We start from the raw sequence: 16768 nt of genomic DNA, 5'->3' as shown, positions 1-16768 counted from the left end.
ATTTTGAGATATTTTTTAGCGTTTTTTATTGCGATATTTATCTGCGGGTGTGGTTATAAGCCGGTTTCAAAGATCACACATGATCTAGTGGGCGATAAAATTTACGTTGATGTGATTATCAGTAAAGAAGAGCCAAAAAATAGTGTTTGGATAAAGGATGCTGTAAAAGAGGGTATGGTCGCAAGGCTAAATAAAGATTTATCAAGTAAAGAGAGTGCTGATACTTCGATAATTATTTCGGTAAAAGATTTAAATTACGAAGCAATTATTTATGATGAGTTTGGCTACATTACGTCATATAAAGCACATTTAAGCTTAAATTATAAGACTAAATTTAAAGATGGTAGCGTAGTTGATATTCCAGCCACTGGCGAGTATGACTTTAGTGTCGCAAGACGTCAAAAAGATGTAAGATTTGCTGACAGCGTTCTTAGTGATACTCAAAAATACGAAGCTATCAAAGAGGCATCAAAAGAAGCCTTTGATGAGTATATCGCAAGTTTAGCGGTAAAAGGATATAGAAATGGCAGCAGTAACCGTTAGTCAAATAGTCAAGGAAGCCTTAAATGAGATCAAAGATCGCCATTTGATGCTAACGCCAGAGAATTACACTGAAGTCTATAATGAAATTTCTAAAAAATACGGCTTTACGACAGAAGAGAGTAAAAAGATAGAAAAATATATCTCAAGGCTTGGTGATGAATATAAAAATCAAGCCCTAAGCCTTCATATAAAGACGGTCGATGAGTTTGTCGCTTTTATGACTGCCAGGCTCTCTAGAGGTGCTCAACAGGGAGCAGGACTTGCGGCTGACGATAAAAAATTACAATCACTAAACGCATTTGCTAGAAGAATTCTCCAAGCTATCTCAATGCTTCACAATAAAGATGCAAAAAGCTTAGCAGAGCAAAGTATGCAGCTGCTTGCCAGAAGATATGATGAGAAAAATCTTGAAGAAATGTGCCTTAGATGGTTTGATTTTGTTAGCTCGTACGACACTGAATTTTTAGAATTTTTGAAATATTATGGTGTTAGAAATTTTGATGATTTAAAGACAATGAGTTCTGAACTTGAGAAATTTCTTACACAAAAAGATGAAGATGGCGAAGAGGATGTTTTGATTCAGCTTTTAAGCCTTACTCTTGAACCTTCTATTACAAAGGATCTTGATGAAGAGCTTAGCACGATAAGAAGTACTTTGAAGCAAAATCCTAAGACCTTAAATAGCAAAGAATTTCAAGAAAAGGTAAAGGCATTTGTTGATCGCAGAATAGAAGAAGATAGAACAGAAATCATAGAAAAAGTTGGTTCACTAAATAATGTCTTGCAAAATATAAGCGAGAGAATTTCTGATATCGCGGTTAGTTCACAAAGTAGTTCTGATAAAGTAAAAAGCATTAAAAATGATCTTAAAAATGTAAATTTAAATACAAACAGTATTGATCAAGTAAGAAGCATGCTTATTGAGATCGCTGGTGCTTTGGAGATCGAGAGCAAAGAGCTTGGTGTCGAGATGCACAATAGGCAAGCTACTATTTTAGAGCTTCAAAACAGAGTGAATAGTCTTGAAAAAGAGCTTGAAGAAGCTAAGTTGGAGAGCAAAGAGGACTTTTTGACAAAAGTATCTACTAAGCGTGCTTTGATGAATGAGATTCAACGCATTGAAGAAGCGTATAAACGTTATGGGACTGATTACTCTATATGTTTTGTTGATATTGACTTTTTCAAAAGCATAAACGATACTTATGGGCATGAGGCTGGAGATGTTATTCTTTCAGCAGTGGCTCAAGTGCTTAAGAAAAATGCTAGAAAGGTTGATTTTGTTGGTAGATATGGTGGTGAAGAATTTGTAATCTTGCTTCCAAGCACTGGCTTAAAAGATAGTGTTAAATTTGGGGATAAGCTAAGAAGTATGATAGAAAATTTTAAATTTATCTATAAAAATGAGCGTATTAAGGTTACTATCAGCTCTGGTATAGCGACAAGAAGTGCAAATTTAAGCGAGACGATGACGCTTGAGGCTGCCGACAAGATGCTTTATCTCTCAAAAGAAAATGGTAGAAATCAAGTAATGCCAAAGATAATCGAGGAAAAATGAGCCTAGCTAAATTTCTTGATGGCAAACCACTTTACTACAAAGAGATTGACTATGGCAGGATTATTAGAGCGTATGCGACTATAAAAGAGCATATAAAGCCATTTAAGATTATTCACATCATCGGCACAAATGGCAAAGGTAGCACTGGCCGCTTTTTAGCGCAAATTTTAAGCCAAAACGGTGCAAAAGTCGGGCACTATACAAGCCCTCATATATTTAAATTTAACGAGCGATTTTGGCTAAAAGGCGAGGTCGCTAGTGATGAAATTTTAGAGGCAGCTCATGAGCGTTTGCAAGGACTTCTAAGCGATGAATACAAGATAAAAACGAGCTATTTTGAGTATATGACATTGCTTTCAGCTGTACTTTTTGAGGGTTGCGACTACTTTGTCTGCGAAGCTGGTATGGGTGGTGTGCTTGATGCGACAAATGTTTTTGAAAAAGAGTTAAGCATTTTTACGCCTATTGGGCTCGATCACACGGCAGTTCTTGGAAATAGTTTAGAAGAAATTTCACGCACGAAGTTTGAGGCTATGGGCACAAGAGCTATTTTAAATGACGAAATGAACGAGATAAGTATCGCTATAGCAAAAGAAATTTCAAGCGAGAAAAAGGCAGCTTTAAGCCTTCCAAGAGAAATCTTAACTGCTAAAAATTTAGATGAGATAGCAAGATACGCTGACAAATATAACTTACCGGAATTTTTACGCTCAAATTTAACTCTAGCCTACGCCGCTGCTAAAATTTTAGATAACAGCATAGACATAAAAAAGCTTGGCGCTCTCACGCTTCGAGGTAGATGTGAAAAGATCGATTCAAATTTATACGTTGATGTCGGTCACAACGAGCTTGGCGCAAAGGCTGTGGCTAAGAAATTTAGCCAAGAAGAGTTTAGTGACAAGAAGCTAACTCTAGTTTATAACTCATTTTTAGATAAAGATTTCAAGGCGGTTTTGGCAGCTCTAAAGCCAGTCGTTGAGGATGTGCTGCTTTATCACTACCACTGCGAGGGCAGGGAGCTTGGCGGAGAGCTCATAAATAAAGCGCTAAACGAGCTTGAAATTTCACATAGAGAGTTTGAGCCAAGCGATATGAACGATATAAAAGAGGCAAAAACCGGCAAAATTTATCTAGCCTTTGGCTCATTTCATCTAGCCGAAGCCTTTTTAAAAGAGTACTATGCAAGCAAAGGTCTATGAGTATCTTTTAACGCACGCCCCACAAATTCTCATCTGTGAAGATGACAAAGAGGCGGCACTTTGTGCTGATGCGGCCAGTTTTGCTGGCTTTAACGCTTTTAAATTACCTGATTTTAGAGCTAAAAAGGGCGATGATCTAAGAAGCTTTAACGAAGAGCTTTTTGAAATTTCATCCGTGCTTAGCAAATACTATAAATTTGATGGCAAAAAGATCATCATAAGCCCATTTAGCACGCTTTTAAACCCACTTCCAACACAAAAAAATCTAGAAAGCTCAACTGTTAAGCTAAAAGATAATCTAAATTTAAGCGAATTTGCCGACTTGCTCATACGCTTTGGCTACGAGTGCGTCGATATCGTTGAGAGCGTTGGCGAGTTTAGCATTCGTGGCGAAGTGATCGACATTTACGGCGTAAATATGGATGATCCTGTTAGAATTTTACTCTTTGGCGATGAGGTAGAGAGCATAAGAAATTATAACACCGCCACGCAAATTAGCAATAAAGCTGAGCTAAGCGAGGCCGAGATCGTGCCATTTATCGCAAATTTGAGCAAAGACGAGTTTGAAAAGGTCAGCCAAAAGATCGAGGATATGCAAAGCGACGCCTTGGTGAGCGACCTAAATTCGCTTGGATTTTGGGCGATCGATAGCTTTAGTGACTATTTAAAAGTTTTTGACTCAAGGCTTGTTAAAAAGATCGATTTTGAAATTTATGACGCACCAGAGGAGAAATTTAAGGGCATTGAAATTTTACCCGAACCAAAGACCTTTAAAGATCTAGAGGTCACTTTAAATTTTGACTTTTTCGAGCTAAATAAGAGCAAAAGCATAACCGTTCTTTCAAGAAATGAGGGACTTTTTAAGGGTTATGAGCTTGATGGCTTTACAAATGTAAAGCTTGAAATTTCGCCTCTTGTGGTAAATATAACTTCAAGCGACAAGATAGTCGTTTCACTAAATAAATTTGAGAAAAAAAGGCGAGTTAAACGCTCAAGTCTTGTGGTAGACGAGTTAAAAGTAAATGATTACGTCGTGCATGAAGACTATGGTATAGGACGTTTTTTGGGCCTTGAAAAGATCAAGGTTTTGGGCGCGACGAAAGAATTTGTGGTTATCGCCTACCAAAATGACGACAAGCTTCTTTTGCCGGTTGAACATCTAAATTTGATAGACCGCTACATCGCTCAAAATGGCTCTATGGCGGTGCTTGATCGCTTAGGCAAGGCAAATTTTGCCAAGATAAAAGAAAAGGTTAGAGAAAAACTCTTCGCGATCGCTTCAAAGATCGTAGCAATGGCTGCAAAAAGAGAACTTGTGACTGGTAAAATTTTGCAAAAAGAAGACATCTCTTATCTAAATTTTGTCCAAGACGCTGGTTTTTCATACACGAGCGACCAGCAAAAAGCAGTAAATGATATAAAAGATGAGCTAAAAAGCGGCAAGGTCATGGATAGGCTGCTTAGTGGAGATGTTGGCTTTGGCAAGACTGAAGTTGCTATGAATGCTATATTTACCTGCATAAAATCAGGCTTTAGCGCATTTTTCTTTGTGCCAACGACGCTTCTTAGCTCACAGCACTACAAGACACTAAGCCAAAGATTTAGCAAATTTGGCATAAAGGTCTTTAGGTTGGACCGCTTCTCAAGTGCCAAAGAGAAGTCGAGCCTACAAAAAGCACTAAAAGAAAATGAGCCAATAGTTTGCGTGGGAACGCATGCGCTTCTTGGTGTAAAGGCTGAGAATTTAGGGCTTATAGTGGTTGATGAAGAGCATAAATTTGGCGTTAAACAAAAAGAGCAGTTAAAAGAAATTTCTCAGCACTCACACATCTTAAGTATGAGCGCCACACCGATACCAAGAAGCCTAAATATGGCGCTTAGCAAGATAAAAACATATAGCATTTTAGCCACTCCGCCAAGCTCGAGACTAGATGTGAGAACAAGTGTTAGAGAGTGGGACGAAAAGGTCGTCAAAGAGGCGATCATGCGTGAGCTAAGACGTGGTGGACAGACTTTTTACATCCACAACCATATCGCAGACATCGAGCAGACAGCAAATGAGCTAAGAAAAATTTTGCCAAAGCTTAGGATTTTGATACTTCACTCAAAGGTAAATGCAAAAATAGCTGAAGATGAGATGATGAAATTTGAGCGAGGCGAATATGACTTATTGCTTTGCACCAGCATCGTTGAAAGCGGCATCCACTTGCCAAATGCAAACACCATAATCGTAGAAAATGCTAATAAATTTGGCATGGCTGACCTGCATCAGCTGCGTGGACGAGTTGGTAGAAGCGACAAGCAGGCCTACTGCTACTTTTTGGTGGAAGATAAAGATGCCATTAGTAAAGACGCGCTAAAACGACTTGTTGCACTTGAGGGCAACTCATTTTTGGGCGCTGGCTCGGTGTTAGCATATCACGACCTTGAGATAAGAGGTGGTGGTAACATCATCGGCGAGGCGCAAAGTGGCCACATCGAGGCTATTGGCTACTCGCTATATCTAAAAATGCTAGAAGATGAGATAAACAAACTGCTAAATCAAGACTCCGCAAAGCTTGACAAGATCGATCTAAAGCTTAGTGTGAGCGCCTTTTTAAATCAAGAATTTATAAGAGAAGATAGACTAAGGCTTGAAATTTATAGGCGCCTTAGCAAGTGCAAAGAGGTTGGCGAGGTCTATGAGATACAAAGCGAGCTTGAGGATAGATTTGGCAAGATAGATACATTTACAAAGCAGTTTTTAGATGTCATCATCATTAAAATTTTAGCTCTAAAAGCTGGCATAAAAACGATCTCAAACAGCGAGCAAAACATACTAATAACAAAAAATGATGATGAGAAGATCAGGCTAAAGTCACATAGCAAGGATGATGATGATGTTTTGGCTGAAATTTTGGTCTATCTAAGAAAGGATAAGAAATGATAGATTGGGGTGTGAAGTACGCAGCGATTTATAAAAGTACAAAAGGGATGTTAAAGCCGGTTGAGGATATCGATTTTGTCGATATCGACTCGCTTTATGGGCTAGAGAAACAAAAAGAAATTTTGCTGAAAAATACTCTAAATTTTATAAAAGGTAAGGATGCAAATCACGTGCTTCTTTGGGGTGAGAGAGGATGTGGCAAGTCAAGCCTTGTAAGGGCTGTTTTTACTAAATTTTATAAAGCTGGGCTTCGCATCATTGAGATCGGTTGCGAGGATCTAAAATACCTTGGCGACATCATCGATGAGATCAGAAAAAGCGAGTTTAAATTTATCATTTTCTGCGATGATCTAAGCTTTGAAAATGGCAGCAATGAGTATAAATTTCTAAAGCCTATTATGGATGGCTCTATCCAAAAGCCACCAAAAAACGTCCTTTTATACGCTACATCAAATCGTAGACATCTAATAAGTGAGTTTAAAAGTGAAAATGAAAACTCAGAGCTAATTGACGGAGAAATTCACTACAGCGACGCAGCTCAGGAGAAAATTTCTCTCTCAGATCGCTTTGGCCTTTGGATCAGCTTTTATCAAGGTAACTACGACGAGTACCTAAAAATGGTTGATTTTTACTTCAAAGACTACGCAGGTGACAAAGAGGAGCTTCATACGCTTGCTAAAAATTTTGCCACGCTAAGAGCCAGCAGAAGTGGTAGGACAGCAAAGCAGTTTTATCTAACTTTTAAAGAAAATTTAAAATGAGATCAACTGATCTGTTTTTGGCTCTGCTAAATCACAAAAGTAGAAATTTTGATGAGCTAAAATGGCCAGACGAGGGTACTTTTGAGGTTATTTTAGGTGCTATTTTAGTGCAAAATACCAACTGGAAAAACGTAGAAAAAGCGCTAAATAATCTAAAAAATGCAGGTAAAGATAGCCTAAATGGCATCTGTTCTCTTGAAAACAGTGAGCTTGCCACACTTATAAAGCCAAGTGGCTTTTATAATACAAAGGCTAAACGACTAAAGACGCTTTGTCTGGCTATAAAAAATGAATTCGAGAGCTTTGAAAATTTTAAAGAAAATGCCAGCCGTGAGTGGCTAATAAGCGTAAAAGGCGTTGGAGCCGAGACTTGCGACGCGATACTGGCATATGCTTGCGGCAAGCCTTATATGGTCGTTGATGCTTACGCGCTTAGGATAATGGCATATTTTGACTACATTTTTGAGAGCTATGACGAGGCGGCTGAGTGGTTTAGCTCGCTTGATTATGATGAAATTTATAAATTTCTTGATAGCGAGGAATTTGATGAGGTTGAAATTTTAAAACTCTATCACGCTCTTATTTTGGAGTTTTGCAAGGAAAATTTCAAAGGTAAAATCTTAAGCCAAAATGGTCAAAAAATATTAAGCAGCATTAAAAATTAAACTACTAATATGTAACAACTATTTATAAATTTGCCAAATATCGGGGCTTTTTATAGTCTATTTTAAAATTCTGTGCTAAATTTACACAAAATTTATCTTATTTAGTTTAGGAGGAGTGATGATTTACGATAACATCGTTAAAACGATTGGTAATACACCTATTGTAAAGATAAAAACAGGTGCTGATGAAGCCGAAATTTACGTAAAACTAGAGTTTTTTAACCCAGGTGGCTCTGTAAAAGATAGGATCGCATTTAATATGATAACTAAGATGCTAGCTGACGGTACGCTAAAACATGGTGATACTATCGTTGAGCCAACGAGCGGAAATACTGGCATTGGTGTAGCGATGTGCGGTGCTGCACTTGGTTTTAAAGTGATACTTTGCATGCCAGAGAGCATGAGTATCGAAAGACGTAAGATCGTAGCTGCTTATGGTGCACAGCTTGAGCTTACTCCAGCGTCTGGTGGCATGAAAGCAGCGATCGCAAGAGCTATAGAGCTAGCAGCTCAGCCAAATCACGTAATGCTAAGCCAGTTTGAAAACAAGTATAACCCACAAGCTCACGAACTAACAACAGCTGCTGAAATTGTGGCTGATTTTAGCAAGCTTGATGCCTTTGTAGCTGGCGTTGGTACAGGTGGCACAATAAGTGGCGTAGCAAAAATTTTAAAAGAAAAGGGCTATGATACTAAGATCATCGCAGTTGAGCCTGAAGCATCGCCGGTTTTAAGTGGTGGTAACCCAGGACCGCATAAAATTCAAGGCATTGGAGCCGGATTTTTACCAAATACTATGAATATGAGCCTAGTTAGTGAAGTAGAAAAAGTAAGCAACGATGATGCGCTAAACGCAGCTAGAGCAATCGCTAAAAGTGATGGACTCATGATAGGTTTAAGTGGTGGTGCTGCTTACGTGGCTGCAAAAAGAGTAGCTAAAAGACTTGGCGCTGGCAAAAAAGTACTTTTCATAGCTCCAGATAATGGCGAAAGATACTTAAGCACAGAGCTTTACGGAGCATAAAAATATGTGGGAGAGCCTAAAGGAGCTAGTTCAAACTGTTCGTGAAAAAGATCCATCAGTACATAAGTGTTGCTTTTTGGCAATACTTATAAACACTCCTGGCATCCATGCGGTTTTGTTTCATAAAATTTCTCATTTTTTATATAAAAAAGAACGTTTTTTTCTAGCTAGACTCATCTCACAAATTGCAAGATTTTTAACGGGCATCGAGATCCATCCTGGAGCAAAGATCGGCAGGAGATTTTTCATAGATCATGGTATGGGTGTGGTTATCGGTGAGACAGCTGAGATAGGCGATGATGTAATGATGTATCATCAAGTAACACTTGGAGGTACCGGAAAAGAGTGTGGCAAAAGGCATCCGACTGTAAAAAATGGTGTGACTATCGCAGCTGGCTCAAAGATACTAGGTGCCATAACGATCGGTGAAAATGCTAAGATCGGTGCAAATTCAGTCGTGTTAAAAAATGTCCCAGCAAACGCGACAGTCGTTGGTATACCAGCAAGAATAGTTCGAGTAAATGGGACAAAATTTGAACCAGAATTTATTATCTAATTTTAGAATTTAAATAAATTTATTTTTGCTCTTTGTATTTTAAAATTTGAGCATAAATTTCATCTTTTAGTTTTAATTTTTCTTTCTTTAAACCATCAAGCTCTGATGGTTTTGCTAGATTCTCATCTATTTTTTTATTTAGCTCATCATGTTTTTTGCAAAGAGTAGCAAAACGAGCATCGGTTTTCTTTAGCTCATTTATAAGGTCTGTATATTCATGTAACATATCGGCTCCTATAAAAATTTGAGAAATTTTATCAAGACTTTGTAAATGCTTGGATATAAAATAAGCACCAAGTCATTGCTTAAATTTTTAAAAAAAGGCAAGTAGAAAAAATTATTTTATACGTATTTGAATTCTTCAGGTTTATGTTTGCTTTTTACAACGCGCTTGGTTAGACGTATTCCATCAACGGTGCCGATGACTAAAAGCTTTGATCCTGTCCCCACTAATGTGTCACCATTTGGCATTGGTACAAAATTATTATTTATATCTCTAATACCCACTATGTCTGCATTTGTTATGTTTCGTAGATGAGTCTCTTTTAATCTTTTAAATCTTATCCAAGAGTAATCAGGAACAAGAATTTCTTCTATATCGATGGGTGAATTTTTTGTATACAAAAACTGTTCTAATAAATTTTCCATATCTGGCCTTACGCTCATAGCACTTAACCGCTGCGCGACTAATCGAGATGGGCTTACTACATTGTCAGCACCTAATTTTTTTAATCTTTGCGTATCGTCTTCTGTCTCTGCATTTGTGATGATATGATAAGGCTTTCTGCGACCTATCTCTTTTTCATAAAGTCTTACAGATGCTATAAGGGCGATGTTATCAGCAATATTTGAGCTAAGAGTTATAAGACCTTTTGCGCTTGATAGATGTGTTTTCAAAAAGGCAATTTGTGTGTGTGGCTGAGCTTTTATGAAATATGGATATTTATAAATTTGAGCTAGCTCTGCGATATCTTCTCTATCATCGACCACTACAAAAGGTATATGATTTTCGCGAAATTGAGCACTAAGTTCGATTGTGTATAGATTGTGATAACAAATAACGAAGTGATTTTTTAGTCTTGCGATCCTATAAAGCATGCGTCGTTCCTTTAAAATGCTAATTAATGTGCCTCTTTTTAAAACCTCAACCACAATACCAATCGATAGTGTAAATATAATAAAACCAATAAGTATAAACGTGATAGTAAAAATTCTGCCCTTTGGAGTTATTGGAGCAACTTCGGTAAAACCAACTGTTGTAAAAGTCATGCCAGCTTGGTAAAAGGCATCTATTAGCGAGAAATTATCTATTAAGACATAACCTAATGTTCCAAAAAGTAACAGTAATACGACTGAAATTAGTGGAAATCTAAAAGGTTTTAATTGTTCGTAAAGCTCAGTATCTAGGCTTATTTCTGGTTTTGTAGAGTTTGACCAGTTGAGGAATTTTAAAAGTCTTGAGAGAAAAGACATAAATTCCTCTTCATTTTATATTCTTAGTTTGATTGTTTCTTCATCGTTCTTAGAGTAGAAGCAGCAACTTTTATCTTTCTTGTAGTACCATCTTCTAGTGTAACGCGAATCGTTCTAAGATTTGGCAAGAATCTTCTTTTAGTTTTATTGTTAGCGTGGCTCACATTGTTGCCTATCATCGGTCCTTTGCCTGTTATCGCACATCTTTTTGACATTTTTTTTCCTTATAAACAAAAATTTCTGCTGATTTTATCTAAAACAAACAAAAGTAATGCTTAAATAGATTCTTTTTTAAAAGAATTGATTTTTATTAATAATCTAGATAAAATAACGCCTTTGCCTATAATTATAAATAGCAAAAATATTTAGAAATCTTGAGTGATACAAAATGCTTAGTAAAGAGTTAATCGAAAAAAATGTTGATTTTGTTTTACAGATGCCAACTCTTTTTGAAAAGGTCGAGCACTTTTTGTTAGCTAGTAATGTAACTGAGGCAGTTGCTACTTTACAAAATATAGCATCTTTTAAAACTTATTTTAGCTCCATTTTTAAACGTGCAAAATTTGATATTCCTTATGATGGCAACGATTTGGTAGTAATAGCAAATATGCTTGGCATTGATACTTTTAGAGCGATAGTGCTTTCTTATTTTATATTTTTAAAATCCCCAAAAATTTATAAGGTATTTAATTTTAAAATCGTCGATTTAATCGAGCTTAATGCTAAAATTTTATCAGATTGGCTAAAGATATTAAATTCTTTTAAAGAAAAACACTATAACTATTTATCGCTTGCTCCGTATTCTATAGCCTGTATTATAGTGTGTGAGAATTTATTTTCGAAATTTCCATCTTGCATGTCAGATGTTATTTTGTATTCTGATGTAAGCTATAATGAAATTTTGCAAAAAAAATATGGCTTTAGTCTTTGGGATATTTTTTTAAAAGCAATGAATATGAATAAACAATCATTAAGCAAGATTGATAAAGAGATGCTTTGCTTTTTTGAGATTTTGCTCTCTTATGAGTCCAGCAGGCCTGAATTTTATGATTTTGGAGTTGATAAAATTTTAGATATCAATGTTTATCCAGAGATGCAAACCATTATATTTATTAAAAAAGCTCTACAAAAATGAAATTAACTTTTAATGGTTCTATGGTAATTATAAGGCCTTTTGGTTTTTTGGAAGCAGAGAATGTTCCATTAAAATTAAGTGAAAAATATATAAACCAAATTTCATCGCGTGATATCAGCGCTATACTGCTTTCACTAAAAAAAGTTACATTTTTTAGTCCTATTTGGCTTGGTAGAGTAATTGAAAATTTAAGCGAAGAAGCGCAAAAGCTTGGCGTGGTATTTGCGATTTGCGATTACAATGAAATTTTTTATGAATTGATGATGAAAACAGTTAAGAATATTTTAAATATTTCGATGTTTGAAAGTGAAAATATCGCAAGCTTGTTTTTAAATAAATTTCTAAACAATGCAAATGACAAAGTATTTATTTACAACTCAACTGAGCAGTACAAGCACTATTTAGCTAATTATCTCAAAAATCGATCATTTGATGTGGTTGAGGCTAGAGATGCGATCGAGTTTAATAAAAAAAAGAATTTATATAGTTATGCAGTGTCACAGCTAAATCATGTGAGATTAAGACAAAATCAGATAGATACTTTTATAAAAGATGGTGTCGTTGTTTATGCCATAAAAAGTTTTATGGACTCAGATTTTATTGAAGATTTTGATATGTCAGCTCATGACATTATGCTAAAAATCGGATATAAATTTTTTATTTTATGGGTAAATATTTCTGGTGCTTTAAATATAAGGGGTGCAAAATTTCTAATCAAACTTGCTAGCATTAGCAAAAGATCAGGTGCATTTATTTCGCTTTGTGGCATAAACGAATCAAATTTATCTATTGAATTAATAACGTACCTTAAAGATGTAAATATATTTATCTATAAAAATTTAAATGACTTTTACAAAGATGACACTATTTTTTATCTTAAAAAAAGAGACTTTGATGCGGAGCCAGTAGATATCAACAAGAGCGTTGCTCAAATTTCATCTTATGTGACGCAAATTGCGAGCAAAATTATCTCACAGTTAGCAGAAGAAGAAATTTTGTGCGTTGATACCAAAGTTAGTGCGCTTGACATAGAGGATGAGTGCGATTATTTACGTATTTGTGTTCAGTATTATGGTGATATTTACGCAAGAGTACTATTTGGAGTAAAAAAAGATAAGTTAGACAAAATTTGCTCTATTTTTATGCCTGAAGGCAATGATTCAAATGATTATTTAAGTGGATATTCTCAAATTTTTAGTATCATTACGGATAAATTTTTGACTCATCTTTGGCAAAAAGGCATAAAAGTAAAAGTTAGCTTACCTAAAATTTTATCCGATGATGTTTTTTTCGATCACAATAGTGTAGGCATCATGAATAGATTAGATGTAAAAGATGACGAAATAGGCTTTGTATTTGTAACCAAGTAAGGAGAAGAAATGTACGTTGCACCTAGTATTTTATCGGCTGATTTTGGAAATTTGGCAGCTGAGATAAGAGCCATTTGTGAGGCTGGGTGCGATCTGGTGCATGTTGATGTTATGGATGGACATTTTGTGCCAAATTTAACCATCGGACCAGTTGTGGTAAATGCCGTTGCTAAAGCAGCCACAAAGCCACTTGATATACATTTGATGGTTGAAAATAACTCGTTTTTTGCTGATCTTTTCTTGCCACTAAAGCCAAAATTTCTAACCTTTCATATCGAAGAAGAGAAGCATCCATTAAGGCTCATCGATCACATCAGAAAAAATGGCGTTGGCCCTGGCATCGTGCTAAATCCGCATACGCCAGTTAGTGCGATCGAACACATTATCGATGAAGTCGATATGGTACTTTTGATGAGCGTAAATCCTGGCTTTGGCGGTCAGAAATTTATGCCAGTCGTGCTTGAAAAAATAAGGTCGCTAAGAGAGCTGATAGAACGAAAAAACGCCAAGTGTCTGATCGAAGTAGATGGCGGTGTAAACGGACTAAATGCGCCTGATCTTGAAGAGGCTGGAGCTGATATTTTGGTGGCTGGTAACTACATCTTCTCGTCAAATTCTTACGAACAAGCCATTCGCGCCATAAAGCTTGAGTTTTGAAACCAAAAAAACAGCGTTTAGAAAATAGCATAGAAATTTTAGCCAAGCAAAATTTAGGCTACCATGAGTTTATTTTAAGATTTAGCGATATTGAAGAAATTTCATCACTCATTGACGTGCGCGATCTTGATATGTGGCGAACTCTTGGGCTTGACATCACCAGAAATGAAGAGAATGAGATAGAGCTTGGCACAAGGTTTAGAGATATTAGCGAGCAGGAATTTTGCGTGGTTGATATCGAAACGACTGGCGGTACGACGAGCGGACAGATCATTGAAATAGGCGCAATAAAAATGAAAAATGGCATTGAGATAGGGCGTTTTGAAAGCTTTATAGCAGCCCCTGAAGTACCTGAAAATATCACTGAGCTAACCGGTATAAAGGCTAGCGATTTAGTCGGTGCGCCAAATTTGCTAAATGTACTTGAGCGGTTCAAAATTTTTCTTGGAACTAGCGTCTTTATCGCGCATAACGTAAATTTTGACTATGGCTTTATCTCTCATAGCCTAAATGAGATCGGCCTTGGCATGCTGCTAAATAGAAAGCTTTGCACCATCGATCTTAGCCGTCGCACTATCGCTTCGCAAAAATACGGACTTGGCTCGCTAAAAGAGCTTCTTGGCATAAACAATACCCACCACAGAGCCCTAAATGACGCAATAGCGGCTGCTGAAATTTTTAAAGTCTGCCTCACACGCCTACCTTTTAGTATCCAAACGACAGAGGATCTCATAAGCTTTAGCAAAACAGCTCCAAGCGTGAAGCTAAAACCCGAACCGGTTTTATGTGCGAATTAGCGATAAAAATTATCCATAATCCTAAATTTAATTATTAATTTTTATGCGATCTTTGTTTTTAAAGGATTGTGGGTAGTTTTGCTAAATTTTAAAAAAAGGAGACAAATGAGCCAGAAAAATTTAGTTTCAAATTTTATCTCAGCTGACGATGAGATGCTCGCTTTTTTATCAAATTTTAGCAATAAGTGGTGCGTGAGTAACGATGGAGCAGAGTTTATAGAACAAAATTTGACCTTCATTGGCTCAAAGCCAGTTTTACAAAATTTAAAAGGTTACAAAACGGCTGAATATAAAAATTTTACCGACATTGAAAAATTTCTCAGCTCAAATCCAAGCATCAAAAGTAAAATTTTAAGTGGCGATATAAACTACATCGGCGACAATATAACAAGCATAGAGGTTAAATTTAAGTCTGAGTATTTTTGCGATTTTTTAAAATTTATAGTTGAAAATATCCCAGAGCATCACTATTTTTGTAGTCCCAAGGAGGGCTGGATATTGTTCATTGCAACAGAGGGATATGTAGAATTTGGTGTTTTGCACTAATAAATTTATTTTTAAGCAGTTGTCTAAATTTGTCCATAAAAACAAAACGTGAAAGAAAAATTATTCGTAAAAATTCTTAAAATTAACAAAAAACTGAGCTTGCATCCTAACACCGCTTGTTGCTAGCAAAATTTAATCATTTTTTTTATATAATCCCTATTTTTCACAAAGGCAAAAAGATGGATAGAAAATCTTGGAGTTCAAGGCTCACATACATTTTAGCTGTTGCAGGAGCTACGGTTGGTTTTGGTGCGACGTGGCGTTTCCCGTATCTAGTCGGGCAAAACGGTGGTGGCGCCTATGTGCTCGTGTTTTGTATCGCGATGATCGTGATTGGCATACCGATGATTCTAGTTGAAAATGCGATCGGTAGACGCCTAAAATGCAACGCTGTGGATGCTTTTGGTGGATCGATAAATGGCAAAAAGATCAGCAAAAAGTGGCAGATCGTTGGCTGGATGGGGCTTGTTGGTGCTTTTGGCATTATGGCTTACTATATGGTTATTGGTGGCTGGGTGCTAAACTACATCGCACAAATTTCATTTGGTTTGCTTGATCTCTCGCATGTGGTTAGTTTTGAGGAGACAAGTGCGTTTTATGAGCAAAATATCGTAAGCAATCCACTTGCTATCAGCTTTGCAACGCTTGTTTTTGTGCTAGTTAATTACGCTATTTTGGTACAGGGTGCGGTCGGTGGTATCGAGCGATCAGCGAAATTTTTAATGCCACTACTTTTTATTTTAATGCTTATTATGATTGCTAAAAATATCACACTTGATGGTGCAATAGAAGGCGTAAAATTTTACTTAACGCCTAATTTTTCAAAGATAAACTTAAAGCTTTTCGTTGATGTTTTGGGGCAAGTCTTTTTTGCGCTTTCACTTGGGTTTGGTGTGATGATCACGCTTTCTAGCTTTGTGAAAAAGGATGAGGGTTTGGTTAAAATTTCTATCATTACAGGCATTTTAAATACGGTAATCGCTGTGCTTGCAGGCTTTATGATCTTCCCTTCTCTTTTTAGCTACAGCGTATCGCCAGATAGTGGCCCAAGTTTGGTGTTTAAATCGCTACCAATTGTTTTTTCTCACATGCCATTTGGTGGTTTTTTCGCGGTTGCATTTTTTACACTATTAATGATCGCTGCACTTACGACATCGCTACCAATATATGAAGTAATAATCACAACACTTCAAGAAAAATTTAAGATAAAACGTAAAAAAGCAATATTTTTAGTCCTTGGAGGTATATTTATTTTAGGAAATTTACCTTCGCTAATGGCCACAAACATACTAAGTCACGTAAGTATTTTTGGTAAGAATATTTTTGATGCATATGATGCAATAAGCGCAACGATATTTTTTGTATTTACTTCATTTGGGTGTGCAATATTCGTAGGTTGGGTGCTAAAAGATGATGCAAAAAAAGAAATTTTGCAAGGTAGTGAAAAGCATGCAAAACTAATAAATATCTGGTTTTGGTATATAAAATTTGTCGTACCGTTTATCATTTTGGTGCTTTTTATCAGCTCGTTTTACGATAATTTTTTAAAATAGGGCGTAAA

General features: G+C 36.4%; 17 protein-coding genes. 14 read left to right on the top strand and 3 right to left on the bottom strand.

Features of this window, described 5'->3' with window-relative positions:
* The first annotated feature begins 3 nt into the window (after window positions 1-3).
* The 8 genes from lptE to epsC all read left to right on the top strand — a co-directional run bounded on the left by lptE (window position 4) and on the right by epsC (window position 9229).
* Entirely contained in the window at window positions 4-543 is a 540-nt protein-coding gene (gene lptE / locus CVT13_RS01835) for an LPS assembly lipoprotein LptE (RefSeq protein ID WP_107811411.1), read from the top strand.
* Window positions 524-2098 carry a GGDEF domain-containing protein gene (locus tag CVT13_RS01830; RefSeq protein ID WP_107811410.1) on the top strand — a complete coding sequence of 525 codons (1575 nt, stop codon included), beginning with the start codon at window positions 524-526 and terminating at the stop codon, window positions 2096-2098. The genes lptE and CVT13_RS01830 overlap by 20 nt, the downstream gene beginning before the upstream one ends.
* Entirely contained in the window at window positions 2095-3297 is a 1203-nt protein-coding gene (locus tag CVT13_RS01825; RefSeq protein ID WP_107811409.1) for a Mur ligase family protein, read from the top strand. Before CVT13_RS01830 ends, CVT13_RS01825 begins: the two co-directional genes overlap by 4 nt.
* Window positions 3278-6223, top strand: coding sequence for a transcription-repair coupling factor (gene mfd, locus CVT13_RS01820; RefSeq protein ID WP_107811408.1), 2946 nt, complete (start codon window positions 3278-3280; stop codon window positions 6221-6223). The genes CVT13_RS01825 and mfd overlap by 20 nt, the downstream gene beginning before the upstream one ends.
* Window positions 6220-6984 carry an ATP-binding protein gene (locus CVT13_RS01815; RefSeq protein ID WP_107811407.1) on the top strand — a complete coding sequence of 255 codons (765 nt, stop codon included), beginning with the start codon at window positions 6220-6222 and terminating at the stop codon, window positions 6982-6984. The genes mfd and CVT13_RS01815 overlap by 4 nt, the downstream gene beginning before the upstream one ends.
* Window positions 6981-7649 carry an endonuclease III domain-containing protein gene (locus CVT13_RS01810; RefSeq protein ID WP_107811406.1) on the top strand — a complete coding sequence of 223 codons (669 nt, stop codon included), beginning with the start codon at window positions 6981-6983 and terminating at the stop codon, window positions 7647-7649. The genes CVT13_RS01815 and CVT13_RS01810 overlap by 4 nt, the downstream gene beginning before the upstream one ends.
* A gap of 118 nt (window positions 7650-7767) precedes the next feature.
* Window positions 7768-8673 carry a cysteine synthase A gene (gene cysK, locus CVT13_RS01805; RefSeq protein WP_107811405.1) on the top strand — a complete coding sequence of 302 codons (906 nt, stop codon included), beginning with the start codon at window positions 7768-7770 and terminating at the stop codon, window positions 8671-8673.
* A gap of 4 nt (window positions 8674-8677) precedes the next feature.
* On the top strand, window positions 8678-9229 hold the full coding sequence (gene epsC / locus CVT13_RS01800; protein WP_087576869.1) for a serine O-acetyltransferase EpsC: 552 nt from the start codon (window positions 8678-8680) through the stop codon (window positions 9227-9229).
* Window positions 9230-9248: 19 nt separating this feature from the next.
* Here the strand turns inward: epsC and CVT13_RS01795 are convergent, their stop codons facing one another.
* The 3 genes from CVT13_RS01795 to rpmB all read right to left on the bottom strand — a co-directional run bounded on the left by CVT13_RS01795 (window position 9249) and on the right by rpmB (window position 10917).
* A complete protein-coding gene (locus CVT13_RS01795; RefSeq protein WP_084041511.1) occupies window positions 9249-9455 on the bottom strand; it encodes a YdcH family protein in 207 nt (68 codons plus the stop codon).
* 116 nt (window positions 9456-9571) lie between these two features.
* The gene (locus tag CVT13_RS01790; protein WP_021090478.1) at window positions 9572-10702 is read right to left on the bottom strand and encodes a potassium channel family protein; all 1131 of its coding nucleotides are present in this window, start codon (window positions 10700-10702) and stop codon (window positions 9572-9574) included.
* A 23-nt stretch (window positions 10703-10725) separates the two neighbouring features.
* A complete protein-coding gene (gene rpmB / locus CVT13_RS01785; protein WP_021090707.1) occupies window positions 10726-10917 on the bottom strand; it encodes a 50S ribosomal protein L28 in 192 nt (63 codons plus the stop codon).
* 173 nt (window positions 10918-11090) lie between these two features.
* Between rpmB and CVT13_RS01780 the strand changes: the two genes are divergently transcribed.
* The 6 genes from CVT13_RS01780 to CVT13_RS01755 all read left to right on the top strand — a co-directional run bounded on the left by CVT13_RS01780 (window position 11091) and on the right by CVT13_RS01755 (window position 16760).
* On the top strand, window positions 11091-11837 hold the full coding sequence (locus CVT13_RS01780; RefSeq protein ID WP_107811404.1) for a hypothetical protein: 747 nt from the start codon (window positions 11091-11093) through the stop codon (window positions 11835-11837).
* Between the two features lie 47 nt (window positions 11838-11884).
* Complete coding sequence (locus CVT13_RS01775; protein WP_199907261.1) at window positions 11885-13207, top strand: hypothetical protein; 1323 nt, start codon at window positions 11885-11887, stop codon at window positions 13205-13207.
* A gap of 9 nt (window positions 13208-13216) precedes the next feature.
* Window positions 13217-13864 carry a ribulose-phosphate 3-epimerase gene (gene rpe, locus CVT13_RS01770; RefSeq protein WP_107811402.1) on the top strand — a complete coding sequence of 216 codons (648 nt, stop codon included), beginning with the start codon at window positions 13217-13219 and terminating at the stop codon, window positions 13862-13864.
* Window positions 13861-14661, top strand: a complete 801-nt coding sequence (locus tag CVT13_RS01765) for a 3'-5' exonuclease (RefSeq protein ID WP_107811401.1) — start codon at window positions 13861-13863, stop codon at window positions 14659-14661. Before rpe ends, CVT13_RS01765 begins: the two co-directional genes overlap by 4 nt.
* 105 nt (window positions 14662-14766) lie before the next feature.
* A complete protein-coding gene (locus CVT13_RS01760) occupies window positions 14767-15207 on the top strand; it encodes a hypothetical protein (protein ID WP_107811400.1) in 441 nt (146 codons plus the stop codon).
* A gap of 179 nt (window positions 15208-15386) precedes the next feature.
* Window positions 15387-16760, top strand: a complete 1374-nt coding sequence (locus tag CVT13_RS01755) for a sodium-dependent transporter (protein WP_107811399.1) — start codon at window positions 15387-15389, stop codon at window positions 16758-16760.
* The last annotated feature ends 8 nt before the right edge of the window (window positions 16761-16768 follow it).

It is taken from the genome of Campylobacter concisus (assembly GCF_003049085.1).
Lineage (GTDB): Bacteria > Campylobacterota > Campylobacteria > Campylobacterales > Campylobacteraceae > Campylobacter_A > Campylobacter_A concisus_H.
Note: the sequence above shows the minus strand (reverse complement) of the source record. Positions and strands in the feature narration are given on the sequence as shown.